Here is a 25,262-nt window from a genome sequence, read left to right on the forward strand (position 1 = left end):
AAATAATGGCCTTCAGATTATTTCTGGAGGCTTTTTTTGTCTGAACTAAGATGGGTAGGATAGGAGGATGATAGGATGTCGGTTAATGATGTAGTTTTCTTTATTTAAGAAATAGTAGTATCCAAATTAAAAAGCTGCCTCATCGCCCTTGTTTAGCGAAGCGTAACGAGGGTGTGGGAGAACAGCGTTTGTAACGCTGGATTTGCTGTTTCAAATTATTTGGTCCACATCGTAAATAAAAACTGCTACATTGCTTGCCTGTGTCTCCACAGGCAAGGTGAAATATGTTATACATTTCAAGTGGAGACACTTGAAATCAGAGGCTGGGTTGTAGTAGTTGACCGATGTTTTCAATTCGAATTTAATTTTAATTTCAAAGCTGGATTACAAATTAAGGTATAGGACTTCGGAACTTTGGTAAAACTTTGTGTCAAGGCACAAGCGGATGCTTGCGCCAGCGGTTGACAGGAACCATGGCATGGTGGCAAGGATATAATAATTACATCCCAATCATAACAAATGGTGCCCAGTATTTTGGTTGGGAGTAGTTGGCTTTTACTTCTTTCTTCGCTGCGTAAAAGGCTTCTCTCTTGTCTTTGCCTTCTAACATCTGCTTGTAAAAGGTGATCATGAACTCACTGGTTACTTTGTCGTCTACTTTAAAAAGACTCATTACCAGTGTTTCTGCTCCAGCTACTAAAAAAGCTCGCTGTAATCCATAAACTCCCTCGCCAACTTTGATATCTCCACCTGCTGTTTCACAGGCACTCAATACTACCAGATCAGTATTGTCAAGGTCCATATTCATCGCTTCAAAAGCGGTTAACACGCCATTATCCGCATTGTAATTTGCCGGATGTTCGGCTAATAAATCTCCTGCACCGGTAAGCAGCAATCCACTACGCAAAAGAGGGTTGTATAAAGGATTTTGCAGGTCAGGTCCCTGGTCCGTTCCTTCATTGAAGAAGCCATGGGTCGCCACGTGAAATACCTTCGGGTTTTTGATTTCTTTAATTCGTTCTTCACTTGCCTCTATACCTGTCAGGGTATTGGTCGTCCAGCCTTTTGATGAAAGTAATGAATTGAGTTCTTCAGCTTCTTTCTTCGTTCCAGGCAATGCTTTTATCGTTTTTTTTCGCACATCATTGCTTGTATAAAACAATGGTGAACCGATGATTTCTGCTTTGTTATTTTTGTTCTCAATCTCACTATTATTTCTTTTCTGGTAGATTTCTTTGGTATTACTTACCAGTATAATGTTGGACTCATCAAACACATAGCTACCGTTATCATCACTTAAACTTTCCAGGTTGATCTGGTTATAGACACCATCTGGTGAAAAGTAGATTTTTGAAGCATCTGTGATCTGATTAGCAACTGACTTCCAGTATAGATCGTACGATTCATTATCTTCAATACCGAAATAGATTGAATTCTTATATAGAGCATGGCCTTTCGATTCCATGTAATTACCTCTTGATAAGTTCACCCGTTTGATCTCTTTATCATTTAGGATGTAGCTGACATAGATCACGCTGTCACTGAAATACTGATCAAAAGTTCTGATTCGAACCATCTCAATAGCTGTTTCATTGTCATCGAGACTCTTTTGTACGTCATTGGAGGTGATTTTATTACGATCTTCTTCTTGCAGGAATAATACTGACTTACTGGTAAGTTGCTTTTCAAGCTTTTCTGTTTGTCTGGAAAGATCATTAATATCAATGCCGAGTTCTGTTTGTCTTTCGGCACTCATTGATACTGCCTGTGCCATCAATTCTTTAGACATACGCCAGGTTTCAAACATGTCGATCAGTTCTTCATCTCCGGAATTTAAAATTCGGTTTCTCAACTTAAGCCCTGAGTTAAGTAGAATGGCTTTAGTAACTAATGCGTAATCATACGCCTGCTCCAGTTCCTTATCTTTTGGATCATCCTTTTTGCTGATCAGGAAGTGATAGAATTCAAAATCATCTCGAATTGTATTCCAGTATTGTGTCTTGGCTCTCTCAGAAAGGGCGGGGAAGTAATCGGTGAGATAATTCAGGTGATTATCCAGAGCTTCCTGGAGATATGATTCAGCTCGTTTAGTATTGCCCTGCATATATTCTGATCTGGCAAGCTTAGCTGTGTTTTTCACATATTCAGGATGCTTTTCATTAAAGATCTTGCGGAGAGTCTTTCTCGCATCCTCATAGTAGTCTTCCGATTTAGAATATTCCTTTTTACTGTAATGCCAGTCACCTTTAAGGGAAAGAATTGACGCCAGGTTCACGTTGTTTCTTCTTCCGATTTTATCTTCATAAACATCTTCGGCATGGTTGAGAAGCCTCATCGCTTCCTGATATCTTTTCTTTTTGATATAATAGACTGCCTGGTCTTTTGATACGGAAGCAAACTCAGGGTTCTTCGTTCCTAATTTTGAGCCGAGAGTAGCTATTGCTTTCTTAAAAAGCATCTCAATTTCTTCTTCATTCTTATTCTGGTAATTCAGTAGTAAGGCCAGGTAAGCCTGAGAAGATGCTACATCTATATGTTCCTCTCCAAAATACTTTATCTGTGTTTCCAGCACTTCACGAGTTAACTCTTCCGCGCTTTCATAATCTCCAATAGCAGTACTTAGTTTGGCCAGTATTTTTGCTGGCTGAATCGCTTTAGAAGTGTTTTCTCCATAGAAAGATAGTGCAATGTTTCTGGCCCTTGAAGCAAATATTTCTGCGGTTGAATAATCACCATATATAAACTCCAGTTCTGCTTTTTGGGTATTGGGAACGATCATTTTAAAGTGATCTTCACCATATTTTGCTCTGGTATCAGCGAGCTGAGTGTGGATAATTTCCAATGCCTCGTCGTATTCACCGATAGCCAGATAGATCTTTGCTTTTTCGGCTTCCGTGCTAAAGCTTTTAAATTTCGACTGCATTATTATGTCAGCTTTTCTGATCAGCTTATCTACATCTTCGATAAGTTCTTCAGCTTCGTCATATTCGGCTTCGATGGTTTTTAAATTGGCTTTTGTTAAAAGAGCTTTTGGATAGTAGATACCGTATTCTGTATCTTTTTTATTTTCTTCCAGGATCTCTAATGCTTTATTGAGGTTCCATCGGGCCTGGCCATAGTCTGCTAATTTAACTTGCAGTGAAGCCATGTATTCCAGTTGAACTGCTCTTGCAGGATCATCTTCAACGCCTCTGAATTTTTTGTCAGTAGCATCTTTGGCTTCTTCCAAAGTTTGTATGGCCTTTTGATGTTCATCAGCTACCTCGTAATATGTGGCGAGGTGATTCAGTAAATTTAGAACTTTAGTATGCTGATTGGTCGATTGATCTTTTAGTATCTTTTCATAGCTATTTTCATAAATCTCCCCTGCTAATTTAATTTTTGCAGTAAAATCAACATAAAAATTTGCCAGGTCGATTTTAGACCAGTGATATTCTACAGAATTTTCTCCGTAAATGTTCTTTTTAAGCTCAAGAGCCTCGTTAAGATAACTCTCTACATTTTGGGTGCTTTCTTTTAAAATGGCAACCTCAGCAAGAGAATAATACCAGTTTAACTTTCCGGGATAATTCTCCGGTAATGAATTCGAGCTTAGGATGATATTCAGGGTGTTTTCAACTGAAGAAAGTTCAGAGTCTGTTAATTTTCTTCCAGTGTTTAGTGCCTGGTGATGCAGGTTATAAATTGAAGACTCATCATATGACCGGGCCTCTCTTTCGTATCGGCTTTCATATTTCCGGTAGCCGCCCTCGTCACCTCTGTATAAATATGCAAGTGCCAGTTCCCTTAGGATATGCATTTTCAGAAAGTGACTGTCTTCAGCTCCTTTGAACTCATGATAGGCGTCGATAAGTTCTTCAGGAACATCAAAGCTGCCATTTTCATTAGCAATCATCCCTGTAAAAAATTTGTTTTCGGCATACCCCTGAGTATCGTCTCCCTTTTTGCCTCTGATAAAAGTAGCGGTAGAGGTCAGGTGTGAAAAAGCTTTCTGAATTTCTCCGTATCTCGCTAATGCCAGACCATAATAGTTATTCCAGGATGAATAATGGTTAATAACTGTTGTTAGATTTTCTGATTTTGAGGATTGAGCTTTAAAAAGACGTTGTCCAAAAAATTCATTGTAGTCATTAAACAGATCGAATACTTCATTGTACTGACCTTTTTTAGTGAGATTTTTTATTTTAATAAGCCGGTAGAGAGAAAGGTAGCTACCTGTACGTTGAAGGTTATTTTCAGTTATTCTTTTTTCTGCCAGGTTCAGAAGACTATCTGATAACAGGATATCTCCATAGTCGGAAAAAACCTCAGCTGATTCGAGGATATAGTAGGGTCCTTTTGGGTCATCGTTCTTATAGAGAACATTGATCAATTCGGTAAGCTTTGTAAAGTCCTTAATTAATTCTTTAGGCTGGCCTGTGTAAAAATTGAGTTTGAGTTTATAGAGTTGATGATCAACTAAGTACGGATTGTTTGTGTCGTATTTCTTTTCAGATTTTTTCAGCAGTTTCTCATTGAATTTTTGAGCCTTATCATAATCACCTTCAACGATTTCGTCATTGATTTTCGAAATGTATTTGTCAAGCTTCGAGTTTTGAGCTTCTGAATTAAAAAAGACAAATGTTGAAAGAGTAAGCAGAATTAAAAAATATCGCATAACTGAAAAAAATCTAATACACCGAATTCAAAAATAACAAAAAATATTGTTAATGAGATTAAAATCAGGGAGTTGTTGGGTTATAAAAGTCTCGTTATGTGTGATTACCGGATTACAAATCCGTGGATAAGGCTTCGGAATTACAAATTCCGAAGAGCGTTAATGATGTAGCTATAGTTAAAAAGGCAGCTTCATTTTGTAAGGTTGAATCATTAGAGAAAGCTGCTGTTCGACATTTGCAATGTCGAACTGTTATCATAGGATTTGTAATCCGAATTAATAGCTTAATATTTTAAACGTTTATTTTTAAGCAAAGAAAGTCCCAGTCTTTAAATTTGAGTCAATTTCAAACCACTTCATAGGATTTTATTTGATAATTATGGGGTATAGCTATGTTATTAAAGATCAAGGAGCTGTTCATTTTGTGACTTTTACAGTGCATCAATGGATAAATGTTTTTACAAAAAGTGAGTATGTGAAAATATTGATCGATAGCCTTAAGCATTGTCAAAAAGCAAAGGGACTAGAAATATATTCCTGGGTAATTATGAGTAATCATTGTCATTTTATTTTAAAAGCGCAAAATGAAGATTTGAGCGATATAATTCGCGACTTCAAAAAATTTACAGCTAAAAGAATTTATTCAGCGATTAAAGGTAATATGAATGAGAAAAGGCGAGATTGGCTACTATCTGCTTTGAACTATAAGGGGAACATATGGTTTTGGCAAAGAGGTTATCATGGTGAGGAGATCACGACTGACAATTTCTATGATGTGAAAGCCAACTATATTCATATGAATCCAGTTAAAGCGGGGATCGTTGAAAAGGAGGAAGATTATTTATTAAGTAGTGCTGGTGATTTTTATGGAATTCGTAAAGGTCCTATAAAATTAGATTATTTTTAATATCGTTCATGATTACAAATCCAGAGATAGGGCTTCGGAATTACAAATTCCAAAGAGCGTTATTGATGTAGCTATAATTAAAAAGGCAGCTTCATTTTGTATAGTTGAATCACTAGAGAAAGCTGCTGTTCGACATTTGCAATGTCGAACTGTTATCATAGGATTTGTAATCCGAATTAAACTAAAAAAAGCGAGAACCTTTATCCTCGCTTTTCATTTATAATTCTCAAAATACGTTCTATTCTTCCAGGTATTTTTTCATAATTTTTACTGCTGCATCAGGAATTACCGTTCCTGGTCCGAAGACTGCCGAAACGCCTGAGTCGAATAAAAATTGATAATCCTGCTGAGGAATTACTCCACCGGCGATGACCATGATATCATCTCTTTCGATCTTTTGAAGTTCATTGATCAAATCAGGAATAAGAGTCTTATGACCACCGGCCAAACTACTCGCACCGATAAAATGCACATCATTTTCTGCCGCCTGTTTTGCAGCTTCTTCCGGTGTCTGGAATAAAGGTCCGATATCCACATCAAATCCGATGTCGGCAAAGGCAGAAGCAATTACTTTGGCACCTCTGTCGTGTCCGTCCTGACCCATTTTTGCAATCATGATCCTTGGTCTGCGTCCTTCAGCTTCAGCGAATTCATCAGACATTTTAACTGCATTATTAAACGCTTCATTTTCTTTAGATTCGCCACCGTATACTCCGGATACAGATTGACTTTCAGCTTTATGTCTTCCAAATACTTTTTCCATGGCATAAGATATTTCTCCTAAAGAAGCTCTCTTTTCTGCAGCGGTGACAGCCAGCTCCAGTAAATTTCCTTCACCGCTCTCAGCTGCTTTGGTGATTGCATCCATTGCTTCCTGAACTTCTTCATCATTTCTATTATTTCGAAGCTCATCGAGACGATCTAACTGAGATTTCATCACCGCAGAATTATCGATCTCAAGTATTTCAAGCTCAGTTTCTTCTTCAGAAACATATTTATTAACACCAACGATTACTTCTTTCCCTGTATCAATACCGGCTTGTTTTCTGGCCGCCGCTTCTTCAATTCTCATTTTTGGCAGTCCGGTCTCAATAGCTTTTGCCATACCGCCCAGTTCTTCAATCTCTTCGATATGCTTCCAGGCTTTGTCAATAAGTTCCTTAGTCAGCTTTTCAACATAATAAGAACCAGCCCATGGATCAACAAAGTTCGTGATACCCGTTTCTTCCTGAAGAACGAGCTGAGTATTTCTTGCTATTCGAGCACTAAAATCGGTAGGCAGAGCAATCGCCTCATCCAGTGCATTAGTATGGAGTGACTGAGTATGTCCCAATGCTGCCGCCATTGCCTCGATACAAGTTCTGGCCACATTATTATAAGGATCCTGTTCCGTTAAGCTCCATCCGCTGGTCTGGCTATGGGTTCTTAAAGCCATCGATTTCGGATTCTTTGGGTTGAATTGTTTAACAATCGATGCCCAAAGAATTCTGGCTGCCCTCATTTTGGCTACTTCCATGAAATGGTTCATCCCAATTCCCCAGAAGAAACTTAGTCTTGGTGCAAACTTATCAATGTCCATTCCGGCTTTGAGGCCTGTACGGATATATTCAAGACCATCAGCCAGAGTATAAGCTAATTCGATATCTGCAGTAGCTCCTGCTTCCTGCATATGATAACCGCTAATACTGATCGAGTTAAACTTCGGCATATTCTTAGAAGTATATTCGAAAATATCAGCGATGATCCGCATCGATGGTTCGGGAGGATAAATGTAGGTGTTTCGAACCATGAACTCCTTCAGGATGTCATTCTGGATTGTCCCTGTTAATTTTTCAGGAGATACACCCTGCTCTTTTGCGGTAGCGATATAAAATGCCATGATGGGAATAACCGCCCCGTTCATCGTCATTGAAACTGACATTTTATCGAGTGGAATCTGGTCGAACAGCACTTTCATATCAAGTACCGAATCGATTGCTACACCGGCTTTACCTACATCTCCTTTTACCCTCGGATGATCAGAGTCATATCCTCTGTGCGTTGCCAGGTCAAATGCTACAGACAAACCACGCTGACCTGCAGCGAGGTTTCTTCTGTAAAACGCATTGGATTCTTCTGCTGTACTAAATCCGGCATATTGCCTAATTGTCCATGGCCTGGTGACGTACATGGAGCTGTAAGGTCCTCTTAAATAAGGAGGTTTACCCGCTCCGTAATGTAGGTGATTAATGTCGTCAAGATCATTTTTTCCATATACGGATTTGATCTTTATCTGTTCTCCGGATAACCAGGGCTCGTGTCCATTGGAATCCTGGGTATATAATTTTTTTGTTTCTCTTATATCCGTTTTAGTGAAATCAGGTCTCATGCTTCAGTTTCTTTTTCAGTTGAAATTACACCCAGCTTCTTCTGCATATGAGTCAAAAGATCGATCGTGTTTGTCTTTTGGTTAATAAAAAAGTCAATTGCATCACAACTCTTTAACTTGTCGTAATCAGTTGGCTTTCCCAAAACACTAAGAATCTGTTCTTCTGATTTTTCATTAAGCTTGTAGTCATCAAAAAGTTTTATCTCTTCGTCTACAAGAGCATCATTATCCGCACAAAAAGCAATTATCGCTTTTGGAAACTTATGGGCATATTCTAACTGCTCATCTAATGATTTATTTACCATAGAATCCTCGATTCGGAATCCTGCAGATCCAAAAAATAAGCCTGCATATTCTTTTCGAGCACGGGCTACGGCAGTATTATTAAGCAACACCGGGATCACCATTGGCCTGTAGTCTTGCCCAAGTCTTTTAACAAATGCCTCGGTTCTCAAGCGCAACTGGTTAAACTCAGTCATTGAAGAAATAGGAGTGAGGGCTTTATCGATTTCCGGATTACCATTAAAATCATGGTTGATCGCATCCGGATCGATGATCTCAGCCGACATTTGGAATTTAGTCGTTCCGATATAATCTTCTTTATGTGCAGCAAGGTCACTGATCTTTCTTAACCTCACTTCATTGATCTCCTGCTGAACGAAACCCTTTTTAAGGGCTTCCATATATCCACCATGTTCTTCGGTCTTAAGGAATAACTTCCAGGCAGCACCAATCAATTTATCCGTCAGACTATCGATCAACCAGTTTCCTGCTACCGGATCAGCCACTTTATCAAAATGACTTTCATGTCTGAGCAGATGACTTATATTTCTCGATATTCTTCGACTGAAATCGTCGCTAGGTCTGAATGGAGCATTGAAATCAGCTATTTTTATATAATCAGCGCCACCCAATAATGCGGACATTGTTTCAGTAGTAGTCCTTAATATATTTACATATGGATCGAAAAGACTTTTATTCCACATGCTTGTTCTGCTTAGGATGTTGAAATCATGTGGACTAATGTCTTTAACCCCAAATTCCTGAGCAATTTTATAGAAAAGGTATCTTAGAGCTCTTCCTTTAGCAATTTCCAGAAAGAAATTTTGGCCGGTACCCATTTCGATAGTCAGCTTTTCTGAAATAGTAGTTTGAAGAGGGACACCCATATCTGAAAGCCTTGTACAGTATTCAGCAAATTCAGAACATGAAAAAGCTAATTCCTGGGTTACAGAAGCCCCGGCATTGCTAAATGTTGATGAGTCTACAGAAAAAACTGTGAAGTCTTTTATGTTTTCAGTTCTTTCCAGCATTGATATGATCTTGGAAAACACCGCATCATCAATTGAGCCATGCCTGCTAAGTAGAGATAACGGATCGTAGAGAATTCCTCCAGATAGATTCTGGATGATCTCAGTTTTAGAATAATCTGTAAACCTATTCAGGCAGGTAAATGCTCTATTGTCGGACTCCAGAAATATTTTAAACTCTGTTTGTTCTATACTATCCAGAATTTTACTGAATTGAATATCCGGATCATCATAAAGGTCAAGAATAAAGCCGCCAACATCGGTTTTTAATGCTTTTTTAATTTCCTTATTCGCATTGAAATCATTGGTTACCTTAATTCTTTCGAGGTAACACCATTCTCTGGGTTTATTTTTATCAGTCGGGCGATTTAAAATTTCCAGATATTTCCATTGTCCGGATTCCTGTTCAGTATAAAAAGGGTCTACATCAAAAGGCTCATATGTTTTAGCCTTTAATTTTTCGATGGAAGTTTTTCCTTTGAGATCCTCAATAATCTTGTCATACCATTGAGGCTTATCGATCGGGTCAAAAGATTGGTTCTCAAGTTTAATTTTATCCACGGGAAATATTGTTCATTGATTCTTTTCAAATATACACCGAAACTGATGATTTTGCAGTGATTTTACCTCAGATAGCTATTTTTGTCCTAAAAATGCTCTAAAATACTATTTGTCTTTTTTTAATAAATCATAGTATTATTTTATGAAATATAGATTTTTATTTAACCTTAATCCTATAATATTTAGAGGAATAGCATTTTTGCAGAAAGTCAAGGTAATACACATTTTTTTTAGAACTATTTTTTTATCAAATTTGTCTTCCCGTTTTGGGAATAATCCATAGTAAGCCATCGTTTTTAAGTTAAATGCAAAAAGACTGCAAGACAGTTTGGGAAGATTGTTTGCGCCATATTAAAGCCGAAATCGGAGAACAGAGCTTTAATACGTGGTTCAAGCCAATAGTGCCTCTTAAGATAGAGGGACAGGTACTTACTATACAGGTGCCCAGTCAGTTTTTTTACGAATATCTCGAAGAGCATTTTATTGGACCCATGAGGAGGTCGCTTTTGGCAAATCTTGGAAACAAAGCCAGGCTTCAGTATTCAGTAATAGTCGATAAAGGTGACGAGAGCCACAAACCAATGTCGGTCAATTATCCTACTTCAGACCGAAAAGTAAATGGCAAGACTAATATTGAGAATTTTAGTCCTTTCGATATTAAGTCTTCTGCTCCGACACATGAATCCAACTTAAATTCAGGTTACATATTTGATAATTTTGTTGAAGGCGATTGCAACAGGCTGGCTCGATCAGCAGGATATGCTGTGGCTAAGAAACCGGGTGTTACCAGTTTTAACCCTTTACTATTATATGGAGGGGTAGGGCTTGGAAAAACCCATTTGGTGCAGGCTGTGGGAAATGAAATAAAAGGTCAGTATCCTGACAAATTTGTTCTCTACGTTTCATCAGAGAAATTCACCAACCAGTTTATTGAAGCGCTGAGAAACAATAATATTCAGCATTTCAGTAATTATTACCTACAGGTTGATACACTTATTATAGACGATGTGCAATTCCTTTCAGGTAAAGAAAAGACACAGGAAATTTTCTTCCACATCTTTAACCATTTGCACCAGTCGGGTAAGCAGATAATTATGACAAGTGATTGTCCACCTCGTGATCTTAAAGGATTACAGGAAAGATTACTATCAAGATTTAAATGGGGTTTAACTGCAGATCTTCAGACACCGGATTTCGAAACTCGTATTGCAATTATGCAAAAGAAACTACAGTCTGAAGGAATTGATATTCCCGATAATGTACTGGAATATCTTGCCTACAGTGTTGATACGAATATAAGAGAGCTGGAAGGAGTATTGATCTCTCTGGTTGCTCAAGCTTCTCTTAACAGAAAGGAAATTGACCTTCAATTAGCTAAAGACACTTTAAAAAATATAGTTCAGGATATCGATAGTGATGTTGGGGTAGACTTTATCCAAAAAACAGTTGCTGAGCATTACGATGTGAGTCTTGATGATATAAAATCAAAAACCAGGAAGAAAGAAATAGTGGTTGCCAGACAGGTAGCAATGTATTTTAGCAAGGAGCATACTTCATTATCATTAAAGTCCATCGGTTATCATTTTGGAGGTCGAGACCACAGTACAGTAATTCACGCAGTGCAAACTGTCAGTGACTTGATGGAAGTTGATAGTAAGTTTAAAGATGAAGTAGATAATATCCGGAAGAAATTACAGATAAAATCTTATAACAGATAGAAGAGAAAAGGCTGCAATCGCAGCCTTTTTTATTTTAGAATAAGTAACTAAAATATCCTTTTACTCCCCGCTGATTAATTCCTTCTACAACTACTCTTCCTCGGGCTTGCTGAAGAATGTCTGCCAGTTCCTGGGCAGAGTCGATCACTTCACCATTTACTTTGGTAATAATGAACTCTTCCGTCAGGTCCATTCTTTCAATCAGGCCGGGCTTTACATTTTTAATTCTTAATCCTCCCTCTACATCAAATGCTTTTAATTCATCTGGAGATAAGGATTCAAAATCTGCTCCGAGCCTTTCAGAAGAATAAAACTCTCTTTTTATAAGATTGGTAGTTCCAAGAGCATTTGTCAACGTGAGCTGTCTTGAGATTATATCATCATCTCTTTTGGCATAAACAGTGACTTTATCACCCGGAGAAAAATATCCCAGGGTCTCATCATAAGCTGTTTTATTCGGAACCGGGATATCATTTATTCGAATGATCATATCACCTTCTTCCAGGCCTGATTCTTCAGCAGCACCATTATTATTTAATTTGGTTATTAGCACTCCATCAGTAGATCCGTCGGGAGAATATTCCCTGTTTTCATAGGTAATATCAATTACTGAAGCTCCGATGAATGCTTTTTGAACTTCCCGGTAATTGATCAGGTCATTAACTACTTTTTTGGCAATATCGATCGGAACAGCAAAACCGTATCCTGCATAAGATCCTGTTTTTGAAAGTATCGCAGTATTAATCCCGATCAGTTCTCCATTGGCATTGACCAGGGCACCACCACTATTTCCGGGATTAATTGCAGCGTCAGTCTGAATAAATGACTCTATAGGAAAATTACCTTTTAATATGTTGATCGACCTTCCTTTGGCACTGACGATCCCTGCTGTTACGGTACTGGTTAAGTTAAACGGGTTACCTACAGCTAATACCCATTCTCCGACAGCTACTTCCCTGGAACTGGCAATTTCGATTGCCGGTAGATTTTTAGCCTCTATTTTCAGCACAGCTATGTCAGTAGAAGGATCTGTACCAATCACCGTGGCCTCATAAGAACGTTGTTTTGCCATTACTTCGATTCTGTCTGCTCCCTGGATCACATGATTATTTGTGATTATAAATCCATCTGAGGTATAGATCACTCCAGACCCTGAGCTTACTCTTGGTGAAGGGCTTCCACCACCAAAAAACCATTCGTAGAATGAGTCTCCGCTTCTACCACTGGCCATAGTTTTAATATAGACGACACTTTCAGTAGCCTTTTCTGAAGCTTCGCGAAAATCAATATTTATATTTTCAATTCCTGCTCTAGTAATATTGCTTGAATTATCACTGGTGAATTGAGTTTGTGAATGCCCGAGTTCATTTGAGGCAAAAACAAAATCATCGTCATCTGTAGGAACAACACTGATCTTTGAGTAGAAAAAAGCACCAGCAATTCCTGACAAAAATGACACTAAAATGACAAAAAGTGTTTTTTTCATGTCTTACTCCTTTGCTTTTATGTTTAAAGTTATTCATTTATTACGTATCAAAATAAATGCCAGTTGTTGATAGGTTAAAAGTTGACGTCCTACGCATTAATTTTATTATCTTGCATGGCTATGGGATTAAAGTCTTTTTTAAGTAAACCATTCGCGGCTTATATAGCCAGTAAACAGAAGAAATGGTCTGCTGATCCGGTAAAGTATCAACAAAAAGTATTTGATAACCTGATCAAGGTAGGAAGTAAGACTGTTTTCGGAAAAGATCATGATTTTGCGAATATTAAAAGTCACGATGATTTTAAAAAGCGTGTTCCTATTAAAGATTATGAAGGGCTAAAACCGTATTTTGACAGGGTCGTTGATGGTGAGCCTGATGTATTGTGGAAGGGCAAACCTAAATACTTTGCCAAAACAAGTGGTACAACTTCCGGAACCAAGTATATTCCGATCACCAAAGATTCAATCCCCAATCATATTAACAGTGCCCGAAATGCTTTGTTGAATTATATTCACGAAACAGGGAATAGTTCTTTCGTTGAAGGTAATCTGATATTCTTATCAGGAAGCCCGGAAATGTACCGTACTAACGGAATTTTGACAGGTAGATTATCTGGAATTGTTAACCATCACGTACCCAATTATCTTAGAACTAACCAGCTTCCAAGCTATAAAACTAATTGTATAGAAGACTGGGAAGAAAAACTTGATGCAATAGTGAGTGAAACCAGGAATAGAGACATGACATTGATCTCGGGTATTCCTCCATGGGTGCAGATGTATTTTGACCAGCTAAAAGAAGAGACAGGTAAAAAGGCAGGTGAATTGTTCCCTAACTTCTCATTGTTTGTTTATGGAGGTGTGAATTTTGAACCATACCGGGCCAAGTTATTTGAAAGTATAGGTCGCCACGTCGATAGCATCGAAACATACCCGGCTTCAGAAGGGTTCATAGCCTATCAGGATAAGCAAGGTGATAAAGGTTTATTGCTATTGGTAGATAGCGGAATATTTTTTGAGTTTATCCCAGCTGATGAGGTGTTTGATGAAAACCCTACCAGATTGAGTGTAGGAGAAGTAGAGCTGGATAAAAATTATGCAATAATTATAAATAACAATGCCGGTTTATGGGGTTATAATATTGGTGATACAGTAAAATTCGTATCCAAATTTCCTCACAGATTGGTAGTGACCGGCAGAATTAAGCATTTCATATCAGCATTTGGAGAGCATGTAATTGGAGAAGAAGTTGAAAAAGCACTTGCTTCAGCTGTTGAGAAATTTTCTGAAACAGAAATCGTTGAATTTACGGTTGCTCCACAGGTAAATCCTGATGAGGGGCTTCCTTTACACGAATGGTATATAGAATTTGATAAAGAACCATTAAATTTGCAGGATTTCGAAACTGAAATCGATAATAAATTAAGAGAATTGAATTCTTATTACGATGACCTGATTAGTGGTAGTATTTTGCGCAAACTAAAAGTCAGGCCATTGAAGAAGAATGCATTTATAGAAATGATGAGGCAGCGAGGTAAACTGGGTGGTCAAAATAAAGTACCGAGACTCTCAAACGACAGGTCACTTGCTGATGAACTAGAGAATTTTTTAAAAAATAATGATTGATAAAAAAGATCAGAAGAAAAGACATGTTGCGATACTAGGGTCAACCGGTTCGATTGGTGTTCAAGCCCTGGAAGTTATCGAGGCAAACCCGGATAAATTTGTAGCAGAAGTTTTAACAGCTCAAAATAGTGCTGAAAAGCTGGTTGAGCAGGCATTGAAATTTAAACCCAACACAGTAGTTATTGCTAATGATGATAAGTATCAGGAAGTATTTGATGCTTTAGATCCGCATGATATTAAGGTTTATGCGGGAGAAAATGCACTTTCTTCCGTTTTAGAAATGGATACTATCGACATAGTTCTGACAGCAGTAGTTGGTTATGCCGGCCTCAAGCCTACGATAAGAGCAATTGAAAGCGGTAAGCCGATTGCGCTGGCTAACAAAGAAACGTTAGTAGTAGCTGGTGAACTAATCACAGAGCTAGCTCGCCAGAAAGGTGTGAATATTTATCCGGTAGATTCAGAGCATTCTGCCATTTTCCAGTGTCTTGCCGGAGAGTTCCACAACCCGATAGAGAAAATAATCTTAACAGCCAGTGGAGGTCCTTTCAGAGGTAAAAAGCGAGCAGATCTTGAGAGAGTATCGAGAGAACAGGCCTTAAAACACCCGAATTGGGAAATGGGAGCTAAAATCACGATCGATTCGGCATCGATGATGAATAAAGGTCTTGAGGTAATTGAAGCGAAATGGTTGTTTGGATTAAAGCCCGAGCAGATAGAGGTTGTTGTCCATCCTCAATCAATTATCCATTCGATGGTGCAGTTTGAAGACGGCAGTATGAAGGCACAAATGGGACTGCCGGATATGAAAGTGCCTATACAATATGCATTGACTTACCCTGACCGGATCAAATCAAATTTTCCTAGGTTTGATTTTGCCAAATATCCACAACTTACTTTCGAAAAGCCGGATACAGATACGTTCAGGAATTTAGCATTGGCATTTGAATCATTGGAAAAATCAGGCAATATGCCTTGTATTTTAAATGCAGCAAACGAAATTGCGGTCGATGCGTTTTTAAAGGACAAGGTTGGATTTTTAGAGATGTCGAATTTAATAGAGCATTGTTTAGAGAAAATAGATTACATATCATCTCCGGGTCTTGATGACTATGTAGAAACAGATAAAGAAACCCGGAGTTTAGCAAATGCGTATTTAGGATAAATATTTTATAATGGAAGGAATTATTATGTTCGCTCAGTTAATTCTGAGCATATCTATTTTAGTAGGATTACATGAGTTGGGCCATTTGGTGGCGGCCAAAGTGTTTGGCATGAGAGTGGAGAAGTATTCAATTGGTTTTCCTCCTAAAATATTTGGTTTTCAGTGGGGAGAGACTGAGTACAGTTTCGGAGCTATACCACTTGGTGGATTTGTAAAGATATCCGGTATGGTTGATGAATCTTTGGATACTGAAAACCTTGATGAAGAGCCTCAACCGTGGGAATTCAGAGCAAAACCTGCATGGCAAAGACTAATAGTGATGCTGGGAGGAATTATAATCAATGTTATTACCGGTATCATTATTTTCATCAGTTTACTCTATGTCAATGGTGAAGAATATCTCCCTAAGTCTGAAGTGAACAAAGCCGGGATTTATGCATTGGAATTAGGAGAGAAAATCGGGTTACAAACAGGAGATAAGATTCTGAATGTAAATGGTAAAGACTGGGATCGATTTGGCGACCTAAGTAATATCGAAGTGTTGCTTGAAGATGATTCTTATTATACTGTATTGCGAGATGGAGATACAGTTACAGTGAATGTGCCGTCTGATTTTATGAATGATCTCTCGGAGAAAAAAGGTCAATTTATATTCTACAGACACCCATTTGTAGTGGGTGATGTAAGCAAGGATAGCCCCGGAGATAAGGCTGGGCTCAGGCAAGGTGATAAAATACTTGCTATCAATGGTGAGGAATTCACTTATTTCGATGAATTCAAATCGGAGATAAACCAATATGCCGGCAAAGAAGTTAATCTCGAGGTTAGCAGAGATGGTAATATCGAGAATATGAATGTTGCTTTAGGTGACAGTGCTATTATTGGGTTTAAGCCGGTAATTGATGGTGTTAACTTTGAAAGAGAAGAGTATAGCCTTGGTCAGGCGATTCCAATGGGAACATCCAAAGCATTTACTGTTGTTTGGGTAAACATCAGGGCTTTTGGCAAAATGTTTAGTGGAGATCTTGATCCGACAAAATCATTACAAGGGCCTATCGGTATTATGAGAACATTTGGAGGAACCTGGGATTGGACTAGATTCTGGGCCTTGACCGGATTGTTATCTATGGTACTGGCATTTATGAACTTATTACCTATACCTGCTCTCGATGGTGGTCATGTGGTGTTCTTATTATATGAAATGGTTTCTGGAAGAAAGCCAAGTGATAAATTTTTAGAGGGCGCACAGAAAGTCGGAATGGCTATTTTATTAACTTTAATGGTATTTATATTTGGAAACGATATCTGGCAATGGATCAGAGATTCGTTTCTTGGATGATATTTAATTCAGGATTAATAAGAAAACCCGAAGTAGATGCTTCGGGTTTTTTTATAATCTATTTTTTATTTACTCATTTTTGGAGGTCTTTCAATTTGGAATTCCACTCTTCGATTGAGCTGTTTATCTTCCTCAGTTTTTTCTTTAACAAGAGGTTTGTCTGATCCATAACCTATTGCTTCAATTCTGTCTGCATCTATTCTGTAGAAGCCTATTAAGAAATCTTTAATTGCTTCTGCTCTTCGTTGAGAAAGATCTTTATTCGCTGCCGGATTACCATCACTGTCAGTATGGCCTGCTATCGTTAACATGTAGTTTGGATGATCAAGTAAAAAGTTTCCCACCTTATCAAGGTCAGAATGCATTTCGGGTTTGATTTCAGCTTTACCATTATCAAATACAACTGATTCAAATTCCATGGTTGCATTGATCTCCTGAGCCTCAAACTCTACGGTCATGTCCCCCTCAACAGTAAAAATCTCTTCAATACGGAAGAAATTATCTCCTTGTAGAATAATAAGGTATTTTTGGTTATCAATGAGATCAAAAGCAAATGTACCATCGTCTCGTAAGAACTTCGGAGCTACCTCTATTCCGTTTTCTATATCGATTACAGAAACAATGCCCTCAAATTTTTGCCCCTCCATTCCTTCAAGCCTTCCTGCAAATAATGTATTTGCTGCGGGTTGAGCTCCCATTGGCAGTGGGAAAGAATGAAGATCCAGGTCATTATTTTGTGTGTCGGAGGATTTGGCGTAAAAAAGCAAGTCAGCCTTGCTGTCTATGGTAAAATAATATTCGTTACCTGGCCCGTTAACAAGCGGCCCTACATTTTTTGGTTCTGCCCAGGCTCCTTTCTTATAATAAGACTTATATATGTCAAACCCACCAAATCTTAATAGCTGACCGGTGCTACTAAAATAAAGCACTTTATATTTATGGTCGTAATAGGGACTTACTTCGTTGCCATTAGTATTAACTACTGGACCTAAATTATAAGGTTTGCCCCATGAGTTATCGTTTTGACGAACCGTGTAATAAATATCTGACAAACCGAATCCTTCAATCCTGTCTGATGCAAAAAACAAAGTATCCTCAGTAACTGAAAGACTTGGATGTGAATCCCAATTTACAGAATTAACCTTCTGACCCAGGTTTTTAATTTCTCCCCAGGTGCTGTCAGATTGTAATTTTGCTTCGAATATATCACAGTTTCCATAACTATCCGGACTGTTACATCTAACAAAATACAATGTTTGTCCATCTCTGCTAATACATGCAGAACCCTCATTGTACTGTGTATTTACTCCCACGAAAGGTTCAGATTCTTCCCATCCGCCATCTTTGAATTTAGTAAAGAAAAGGTCCTCATTTTCTCTAACTTCCATCATTGACGTTTTATGAACGTTACGCTTAGAGGTGAAAATCAGGGTAGCATCATCTGCACTGAGTGTAGGGCCGTAATCAGGAGTCTTACTGTTGACCTGTTTTCCCATGTTTAAAAGCACCCCACGAGGAGGCCTTAAAGTATCGATCTCCTTCCTGAAATCAACTAATTCATAATAGTATTCTAAAGGAACGTAATAGTCCTTTTCATTTTTAGTTAGTGAATCGTAATGAAGCTCAGTTTTTCCGATATCAAGATCTTCCCTGTGATGCTTCAGCACCAGGCGGTAATAATATTTTGATTTTTCTGTTTCACCAAAGTGTTCAGCCAGCTTGGCCAGCCTCCAGAGAAGGTAATTATCTTTGAAAAAATTTTCCACTCCAAAATTAGCTACATAGATCTCAAGAGTCGGATAGAGGTTTTCCCAGTCTTTTTTTCTGTCCCACTCGAGGATTTTTTTCTGGAGCTTAGCATCAGCAAAATAGTCGAGACGGTTAATATTGGAAAATTCAAATACGTAGGTGGAATCAGTTTTTTTTAGCAAAGATTGTTCAGGGGAAACAATATTATAGCTCCTTCCCTTCTTCTTGTCTTTCTTCTGCGCTATCGCTAAATCGGTAACAGTTAGAAATAAAAATGTAAAAACTAAAAAAAACCTCATTAAGCTTGTCTAAATACAATTATTTAGATAAATGTACAAAAATTATACCGTAAATGTGAACTCCTAACGGTTAAGAAAAGCAATAATTGCCCGTTAATCGGGTTTTTTAGATGCCAGTAAGTATAGAACAGCCATTCTAACAGCTACCCCATTTTCTACCTGATCGAGTATAATCGCGTTATCCGCATCGGCCGCATCAGAGGCTAATTCAACCCCTCTGTTAATTGGTCCTGGATGCATTAAAACTATCTCTTTATTCAGTCTTGCTAATCTTTTCCTGTCAATTCCGAAATATAGTGAATATTCCCTTAAACTTGGAAAATATTTTATTTGTTGTCTTTCCAATTGGATTCTAAGTACGTTGGCTACGTCACACCATTCAAGGGCTTTATCGACATCTAACTCTACTTTTACCCCCAGGTCAGAAATATATTTAGGGAGTAAGGTGTTAGGTCCGCAAACCATTACATCAGCTCCCAGTTTTTGCAGCGCAAAGATATTAGAAAGAGCCACTCTTGAATGAAGAATATCTCCAATTATAGCCACTTTTTTTCCTTCAAGGGTACCCAGTTTTTCGTGAATACTAAAAGTATCCAAAAGAGCCTGGGTCGGATGCTCATGAGTTCCATCGCCGGCATTAACTACTACCGCGTGTTTTCCGGTTTTAGTATTGGCAAGACTTCTTGCTAGGAAGTGTGGTGCACCGGGACTACCATGTCTCATAACGATCATATCCACTTTCATGGCGAGGATATTCTGAACGGTATCCACCAGGGTTTCTCCTTTTTTAACAGAGCTGTTCGACGATGAAAAATTGATTACATCTGCGCTTAATCTCTTTTCAGCCAGTTCAAAAGAAAGCCTGGTCCTTGTGGAGTTTTCAAAGAAAACATTTGCAATAGTAATATCTCGTAATGAAGGGACCTTTTTTATGGGTCTGTTAATCACCTCTTTAAATGAAGAAGCTGTCTGAAAGAGAAGTTCGATATCCTCCCTGGTCAGGTCTTTAATTCCAAGTAAATGCTTTACGCTTAGCCGGTTCATTAATAAATCAATTGTCTATGAGCCAAACACTGTTTTCATTTGCTCCCTGATCTTTCCACTCAACAAGCACTTTTTGTGATTTTATGGTATTTACATTCCTCCCGGTATATTTAGGTTCTATAGGTAGGTCTCTACTATATCTCCTGTTTACCAGAACAAGTAACTCCACAGTTAGCGGTCTTCCAAAAGCGATCATTGCATCCATTGCAGCCCTGACACTTCTGCCTGTAAATAAAACATCGTCTATCAGGATAACATTTTTGTCCTCGAGTAAAAAAGGAATGTCTGTTTGATTAGCTGTAATTGGAGTATCTCTTCTTCTGAAATCATCTCTGTGGAAGGTAGTATCAAGAAATCCAAGAGGAACCTCAATGTTGGTGAGCCCCTTCAATTTCTGATGTACTGTCCGTGCAAGATGACTTCCCCTCGGTTGAAGCCCGAGAATAACGGAGTTTTCAAAATCACCATGATTCTCTATAAGCTGTTGACAGAGCCTGAGAATGGTGATCTCCAGAAGTTCATGATTTAGAAGATTTCGCTTTTGCATAAACTTGAACAAAGATAGAATAAACCTACGAAAATTCTAATGTATTCAGCCAACCATTAATCTTCGTAGTAAATTTTATTTATGTAAAATACTTTTCTCACCACCTCGGAGCCCTCCAGTGAATTATTTCTTATCCTCTGCAAGCCTGTAGCGTAGAAATATTTATCATACCACTTCTCAATCCTGCCAAGTTCATCGAACCGGTCTCTCACATCATCATTTTCGTATTTTAACTCAATTTCAGTATCAGTTTTATCTTCTATTACTTCATCACCTTTGATCACCTGGCTTTTGATTTTGCCTTCATAAAAATATAATAAAGCTATCCGGTCTGGATCAACATCAATACTAACCTGGTGCTCCAGGTTCATAGTTTTTATCTCATCAATTTCAAAACTATTATCCCACAGCATGTTTCCATTTTCATCAAAAGCTAAAATTACAGCATGTGAAAAATTAAATTCACTAATAATTTGACCTGTCCCGGGGTAATAATCAAAAGTGGAAGGGTTATATGTAGTTCCCGGCATATAATCTTGCCTTATATAGGTAGGATAAAATGCTTCACCAACGATAATATATTGATCGTTTCTTTTGATTACATCGTGGATTAGTAAGCGGTAATTAAATTTTGGCTTTTTACCTTTATTTCTTTTTCTAATTATTCTTTCCCTGATTCGTTTTTCTTTTTTGTCTTTTAGATAGGAAAAGAAATTCTCGAGATCTGCATAATTATAAAACTTCACAATATCCTCTTCTCCGGGATTAGGGTGTATTTCTCCAAAAAACATTCCCCGGCTATATTGAGATTTATTATTTGACCAGGTTCCAATTATAAATGGCTCATCATTTAAAAATGAAGTGGCAGTACCATCGATAAAATTATGATCTTCTCCTGGGGTTAATTCGGTGTCAAATAATAATGTTCCCTGTTTATCATAGGATTTAACAGTTATATATTGATTTCTTCGGGGTTTCCGTACAAGAAAAGTTAATTGAAATACACCAAGAGAAAAGTTTCTCTGGATTTCAAGTAAATCACTATCATCACTGTAAAGTCCCTGCAGGGCAATAAAACGTTTTTCTTTAAGATTGTACAGGGCAGCATTAGTTTTGTACTTCGTTTTACCTGCAAAAAGTAAAACATCGTCAATAGTTTCGAAATGGGTGAGGACAATCGGTATTGGTCTTTCGATTTCATGAAGCGAAATATCACCGTTCGAAGTTATAAAGCGGGCCACTTTTAAATCTCCTTTTTCTGTACCTCCTTTAGAAAATAGAAGGAATATCCTGCCATTATTATAGTCGTGACCGATTACATCATAACCATAATCTATTTTAAAGGCTTTTGTCCATTTTAGCTCAAGCTGAGTATCGTACAATGATAATTCCCAAATAAATCCGCCATTAGCTCTTTCGTTGGTGTTTCGGTATATAAAAATCCCTTCTCTTCCGGCACTATATACCTCGTACATATCCTCATTAAAACCTATTTCAATCTCTAATCTAAGAGGTTGTTTTATTTGGGCATTTAATGATTGAAATGAAAAATAGATCAGTATGGTTGATAATAAAAATAGCCTCATTAATCTCCTTTGTTTATTGAGATAAGTTAATAATAAAATTGAATTCTTCTTTATTTAACGGAATAACTGACAATCTAGATTGCTTTACAAGCTGGGAATCAGCTAATTCGTCATGTTTTTTAATTTCTTTTAAGGTAACTTTTTGATTTAACTTTTCTTTTGGCTTAACATCAACAGCTACCCATTTGTTATCATTAGCAGTAGGATCCGGGTAAGCTTCTTTAACTACTTCTGCAGTTGCAACGATTCCTGCATTTTTACCGCTGTGATAAAATAATAACAGATCACCTTTTTTCATTTCCCTGATATTATTTCTAGCCTGATAATTCCTCACACCACTCCAGACACCAACTTTATCTTTAACGAGGTCATCAAAACTGTATTCTTCAGGCTCAGATTTTATGATCCAGTAGTTCATTTATTAATCCTTTAGTGTTTTAAACCAGGTAGAATCTTAAATTTGTGTATTCAATTACTGATTAAAATAAATAAAAATCTTGGATAATAAAACGATAATTAAGTTACTCAAGCAGGCTGCTGATCTTATGGAACTTCACAGTGAAAATCCTTTTAAAGTTAGGAGTTACAGTAACGCAGCTTTTAAACTTGAGCGGTTTGATGGAGTGATTTCTCAGCTGTCAGATAAAGAAATAGCTGAAATCGATGGAGTGGGCAAAAGTATCGCGGAAGCTATTTATGAAATTAAAGATACCGGGACTTTTACATTTCTGGATGAGTTAATAGCCAAAACACCGGAAGGTGTGTTGGAGATGATGCAGGTTAAAGGTATCGGGCCGAAAAAAATTGCTGCTCTGTGGAAAGATCAGGATATTGATTCTGTCGATAAGCTACTTGAAGCTGCTGAAGAGGGTAAATTATCAAAGATGAAAGGCTTCGGCGCAAAAACCGAAGAAAAAATCATTGAACAAATTTATTATATCAGGGAAAATGAAGGTAAAAAACACTATGCTGAAGTAGTAGATCTGGAAAAGGAAATAACTGATATTTTAAAAAGAGAATTAAATACTGATAAAGTTTCTTCCTCAGGGCAATTGAGAAGAAAAATGCCTGTTATCGAAAAAATGTCATTTGTTACCGCTTTTGAAGACCCTGATGACTGGGAAAATAAATTAATATCTCTGGAAGATTTTTCATTTGTAGAGGAAGATTCTTCACCTTTTACCTTAAGGGGGATTCATCTTGAATCGGGAATGGCAACTGAAGTATTTTATACCTCACCTGAAAAGTTTATTCAAAGATTATTCGAAGCGACCGGCTCTCCACTTCATCTGAATTATCGATTCAAAGATGATATTTCTTTATTCAATATTAATCGAGCGAAACTTTATTCGACTGAAGAAGAGATTTACAAGGAAGCTGAATTGCCATACATCCAGCCGGAATGCAGAGAAGGTCAATTTGAATTTGAATATGCTGAAAATGAAAAATTCGATAATTTAATTACTGACAATAGCATAAAAGGGATTCTCCATGCACACTCGACATACAGTGATGGTAAGAATACACTGAAAGAAATGGCTGAAGATTGCCGGAACCGAGGCTATGAATATCTTGGAATTACAGATCATAGTAAGACCGCCGGTTATGCTAATGGATTACAGGAATTTAGAATTAAGAAGCAGTGGGAAGAAATAGATCAACTTAACGAGGATCTGGCACCTTTTAAGATATTCAAAGGTATTGAATCGGATATTTTAACTGATGGGGCCCTGGATTATACGGATGATATTCTAAGTGGATTCGATTTTATAGTTTCTTCTATTCACTCCCCATTAAATATGGATAGAAACAAAGCTACCGCCAGGTTGTTAACAGCTATAAACAATCCATATACTACAATACTCGGACACCCTACCGGAAGATTACTACTGAGAAGAGAAGGCTATCCAATTGACCATAAAAAAGTAATTGATGCTGCCGCCGAAAACAATGTAGTAATTGAGATAAATGCTAATCCATGGAGGCTCGACCTGGACTGGATCTGGGTAAAATACGCATTAGATAAGGGTGTGAAATTGTCAATTAATCCGGATGCTCATGAATTGGACGGGTATGATCACACTAAATTTGGTGTAATTGTAGGTAGAAAAGGAGGGTTGACAGAAGATATGACTTTGAATGCCATGGGAGTCAAAGAATTATCTGATTACTTTAACAACAGGAAATCAAAAATATAAATGAAGGAAAATCCAAAGATTCTTATTCTCAGGTTTTCATCTATTGGTGATATTGTACTGACCACCCCGGTGGTTAGGGTTTTAAAAAGTCAGTTAAATGCAGAGATTCATTATTGTACAAAGCCGGCATTTGAAAAAATAGTTAAACCTAACCCATATATTGATAAGGTTCATACTTTAACCGGCTCTCTGGGAGATCTGATTAAAGAATTGAAGGCTGAAAATTTTGACTACATTGTTGATCTTCATAATAATTTAAGAACCAGAATCATCAAATTGAGAATGAGGAAAATCCCTTCGTTTTCATATTATAAGGCCAATATTGAGCGTTTCCTTTTGACTAAGTTTAAGATCGACAAAATGCCCAAAAATCATGTAGTGGATAGATATATGTCTGCCGCTTTACCATTGGGTGTGAAAAATGATGAATTGGGGCTCGATTATTTTATTCCACCGGCAGACGAGGTAGATATCAAGACTGACCTTCCGGAGTCATTTCATAAGGAATATGTGGCTGTGGTGATTGGAGGTGCGCATGCAACTAAAAGACTTCCTTTTCATAAGCTAGTAGAATTATGTGATAAAATAGCCAAACCGGTTGTTTTGATAGGGGGCCTGATGACGCTGAGGTAGCGAATAAAATTGAGAAATTTTTTGAGAAAACGGAGAAATCCGAACCTTATGAAGAAAAGCTTAAGGAGC

General features: G+C 37.7%; 16 protein-coding genes. 7 read left to right on the forward strand and 9 right to left on the reverse strand.

The genetic code is table 11. The annotated features are described in order from the left end of the window. Window positions 1-499 precede the first annotated feature (499 nt). Window positions 500-4,657, reverse strand: a complete 4,158-nt coding sequence (locus tag DCC35_RS03975; RefSeq protein WP_137089569.1) for a CHAT domain-containing protein — start codon at window positions 4,655-4,657, stop codon at window positions 500-502. Between the two features lie 379 nt (window positions 4,658-5,036). On the opposite strand from DCC35_RS03975, the gene DCC35_RS03980 reads away from it, so the two are divergent. After that, entirely contained in the window at window positions 5,037-5,564 is a 528-nt protein-coding gene (locus DCC35_RS03980) for an REP-associated tyrosine transposase (protein ID WP_137089570.1), read from the forward strand. 238 nt (window positions 5,565-5,802) lie between these two features. Here the strand turns inward: DCC35_RS03980 and scpA are convergent, their stop codons facing one another. Beyond that, window positions 5,803-7,932, reverse strand: coding sequence for a methylmalonyl-CoA mutase (scpA, locus tag DCC35_RS03985; RefSeq protein ID WP_137089571.1), 2,130 nt, complete (start codon window positions 7,930-7,932; stop codon window positions 5,803-5,805). Beyond that, on the reverse strand, window positions 7,929-9,803 hold the full coding sequence (locus DCC35_RS03990) for a methylmalonyl-CoA mutase family protein (protein WP_175402708.1): 1,875 nt from the start codon (window positions 9,801-9,803) through the stop codon (window positions 7,929-7,931). Before DCC35_RS03990 ends, scpA begins: the two co-directional genes overlap by 4 nt. A 305-nt stretch (window positions 9,804-10,108) precedes the next feature. Here DCC35_RS03990 and dnaA point away from each other — a divergent pair, with 305 nt between their 5' ends. After that, window positions 10,109-11,521, forward strand: coding sequence for a chromosomal replication initiator protein DnaA (gene dnaA / locus DCC35_RS03995; RefSeq protein ID WP_137089573.1), 1,413 nt, complete (start codon window positions 10,109-10,111; stop codon window positions 11,519-11,521). 34 nt (window positions 11,522-11,555) lie between these two features. Here dnaA and DCC35_RS04000 read toward each other — a convergent pair whose 3' ends face one another. Then, complete coding sequence (locus DCC35_RS04000) at window positions 11,556-13,007, reverse strand: trypsin-like peptidase domain-containing protein (protein WP_137089574.1); 1,452 nt, start codon at window positions 13,005-13,007, stop codon at window positions 11,556-11,558. 120 nt (window positions 13,008-13,127) lie between these two features. On the opposite strand from DCC35_RS04000, the gene DCC35_RS04005 reads away from it, so the two are divergent. Genes DCC35_RS04005 through rseP form a run of 3 tightly spaced genes read left to right on the forward strand, consistent with a single transcriptional unit; the run spans window position 13,128 to window position 17,137 of the window. Next, window positions 13,128-14,633 (forward strand): GH3 auxin-responsive promoter family protein, encoded by a 1,506-nt coding sequence (locus DCC35_RS04005; RefSeq protein ID WP_137089575.1) that lies wholly within the window; start codon window positions 13,128-13,130, stop codon window positions 14,631-14,633. Beyond that, window positions 14,626-15,798, forward strand: coding sequence for a 1-deoxy-D-xylulose-5-phosphate reductoisomerase (locus DCC35_RS04010; protein ID WP_137089576.1), 1,173 nt, complete (start codon window positions 14,626-14,628; stop codon window positions 15,796-15,798). The genes DCC35_RS04005 and DCC35_RS04010 overlap by 8 nt, the downstream gene beginning before the upstream one ends. A 10-nt stretch (window positions 15,799-15,808) precedes the next feature. After that, entirely contained in the window at window positions 15,809-17,137 is a 1,329-nt protein-coding gene (gene rseP, locus DCC35_RS04015; RefSeq protein WP_137089577.1) for an RIP metalloprotease RseP, read from the forward strand. Window positions 17,138-17,202: 65 nt separating this feature from the next. Here the strand turns inward: rseP and DCC35_RS04020 are convergent, their stop codons facing one another. From DCC35_RS04020 to DCC35_RS04040, 5 genes are all read right to left on the reverse strand, one after another. Further along, window positions 17,203-19,185: an OmpA family protein gene (locus DCC35_RS04020; RefSeq protein ID WP_137089578.1), complete on the reverse strand. Its 1,983-nt coding sequence runs from the start codon at window positions 19,183-19,185 to the stop codon at window positions 17,203-17,205. Between the two features lie 93 nt (window positions 19,186-19,278). Then, entirely contained in the window at window positions 19,279-20,229 is a 951-nt protein-coding gene (locus tag DCC35_RS04025; protein ID WP_137089579.1) for an aspartate carbamoyltransferase catalytic subunit, read from the reverse strand. 7 nt (window positions 20,230-20,236) lie between these two features. Next, window positions 20,237-20,776, reverse strand: coding sequence for a bifunctional pyr operon transcriptional regulator/uracil phosphoribosyltransferase PyrR (gene pyrR, locus DCC35_RS04030; RefSeq protein ID WP_137089580.1), 540 nt, complete (start codon window positions 20,774-20,776; stop codon window positions 20,237-20,239). 56 nt (window positions 20,777-20,832) lie between these two features. Further along, window positions 20,833-22,362 (reverse strand): hypothetical protein, encoded by a 1,530-nt coding sequence (locus DCC35_RS04035; RefSeq protein WP_137089581.1) that lies wholly within the window; start codon window positions 22,360-22,362, stop codon window positions 20,833-20,835. 13 nt (window positions 22,363-22,375) lie between these two features. Then, window positions 22,376-22,780 carry an EVE domain-containing protein gene (locus tag DCC35_RS04040; protein WP_137089582.1) on the reverse strand — a complete coding sequence of 135 codons (405 nt, stop codon included), beginning with the start codon at window positions 22,778-22,780 and terminating at the stop codon, window positions 22,376-22,378. A 79-nt stretch (window positions 22,781-22,859) separates the two neighbouring features. On the opposite strand from DCC35_RS04040, the gene polX reads away from it, so the two are divergent. Together polX and DCC35_RS21715 are read left to right on the forward strand one after the other, a co-directional pair. Continuing rightward, on the forward strand, window positions 22,860-24,560 hold the full coding sequence (polX, locus tag DCC35_RS04045) for a DNA polymerase/3'-5' exonuclease PolX (protein WP_137089583.1): 1,701 nt from the start codon (window positions 22,860-22,862) through the stop codon (window positions 24,558-24,560). Then, on the forward strand, window positions 24,561-25,193 hold the full coding sequence (locus DCC35_RS21715) for a glycosyltransferase family 9 protein (protein WP_317128982.1): 633 nt from the start codon (window positions 24,561-24,563) through the stop codon (window positions 25,191-25,193). Window positions 25,194-25,262: the final 69 nt, after the last annotated feature.

Source organism: Mangrovivirga cuniculi (genome assembly GCF_005166025.1).
Taxonomy (GTDB): Bacteria; Bacteroidota; Bacteroidia; order Cytophagales; family Cyclobacteriaceae; genus Mangrovivirga; species Mangrovivirga cuniculi.

Coding starts and splice junctions, on each gene's coding strand:
- DCC35_RS03975 (WP_137089569.1), bottom strand. CDS start 4,657: ATGCGATATTTTTTAATTCTGCTTACTCTTTCAACATTTGTCTTTTTT.
- DCC35_RS03980 (WP_137089570.1), top strand. CDS start 5,037: ATGGGGTATAGCTATGTTATTAAAGATCAAGGAGCTGTTCATTTTGTG.
- scpA (WP_137089571.1), bottom strand. CDS start 7,932: ATGAGACCTGATTTCACTAAAACGGATATAAGAGAAACAAAAAAATTA.
- dnaA (WP_137089573.1), top strand. CDS start 10,109: ATGCAAAAAGACTGCAAGACAGTTTGGGAAGATTGTTTGCGCCATATT.
- DCC35_RS04000 (WP_137089574.1), bottom strand. CDS start 13,007: ATGAAAAAAACACTTTTTGTCATTTTAGTGTCATTTTTGTCAGGAATT.
- DCC35_RS04005 (WP_137089575.1), top strand. CDS start 13,128: ATGGGATTAAAGTCTTTTTTAAGTAAACCATTCGCGGCTTATATAGCC.
- DCC35_RS04010 (WP_137089576.1), top strand. CDS start 14,626: ATGATTGATAAAAAAGATCAGAAGAAAAGACATGTTGCGATACTAGGG.
- rseP (WP_137089577.1), top strand. CDS start 15,809: ATGGAAGGAATTATTATGTTCGCTCAGTTAATTCTGAGCATATCTATT.
- DCC35_RS04020 (WP_137089578.1), bottom strand. CDS start 19,185: ATGAGGTTTTTTTTAGTTTTTACATTTTTATTTCTAACTGTTACCGAT.
- DCC35_RS04025 (WP_137089579.1), bottom strand. CDS start 20,229: ATGAACCGGCTAAGCGTAAAGCATTTACTTGGAATTAAAGACCTGACC.
- pyrR (WP_137089580.1), bottom strand. CDS start 20,776: ATGCAAAAGCGAAATCTTCTAAATCATGAACTTCTGGAGATCACCATT.
- DCC35_RS04035 (WP_137089581.1), bottom strand. CDS start 22,362: ATGAGGCTATTTTTATTATCAACCATACTGATCTATTTTTCATTTCAA.
- DCC35_RS04040 (WP_137089582.1), bottom strand. CDS start 22,780: ATGAACTACTGGATCATAAAATCTGAGCCTGAAGAATACAGTTTTGAT.
- DCC35_RS21715 (WP_317128982.1), top strand. CDS start 24,561: ATGAAGGAAAATCCAAAGATTCTTATTCTCAGGTTTTCATCTATTGGT.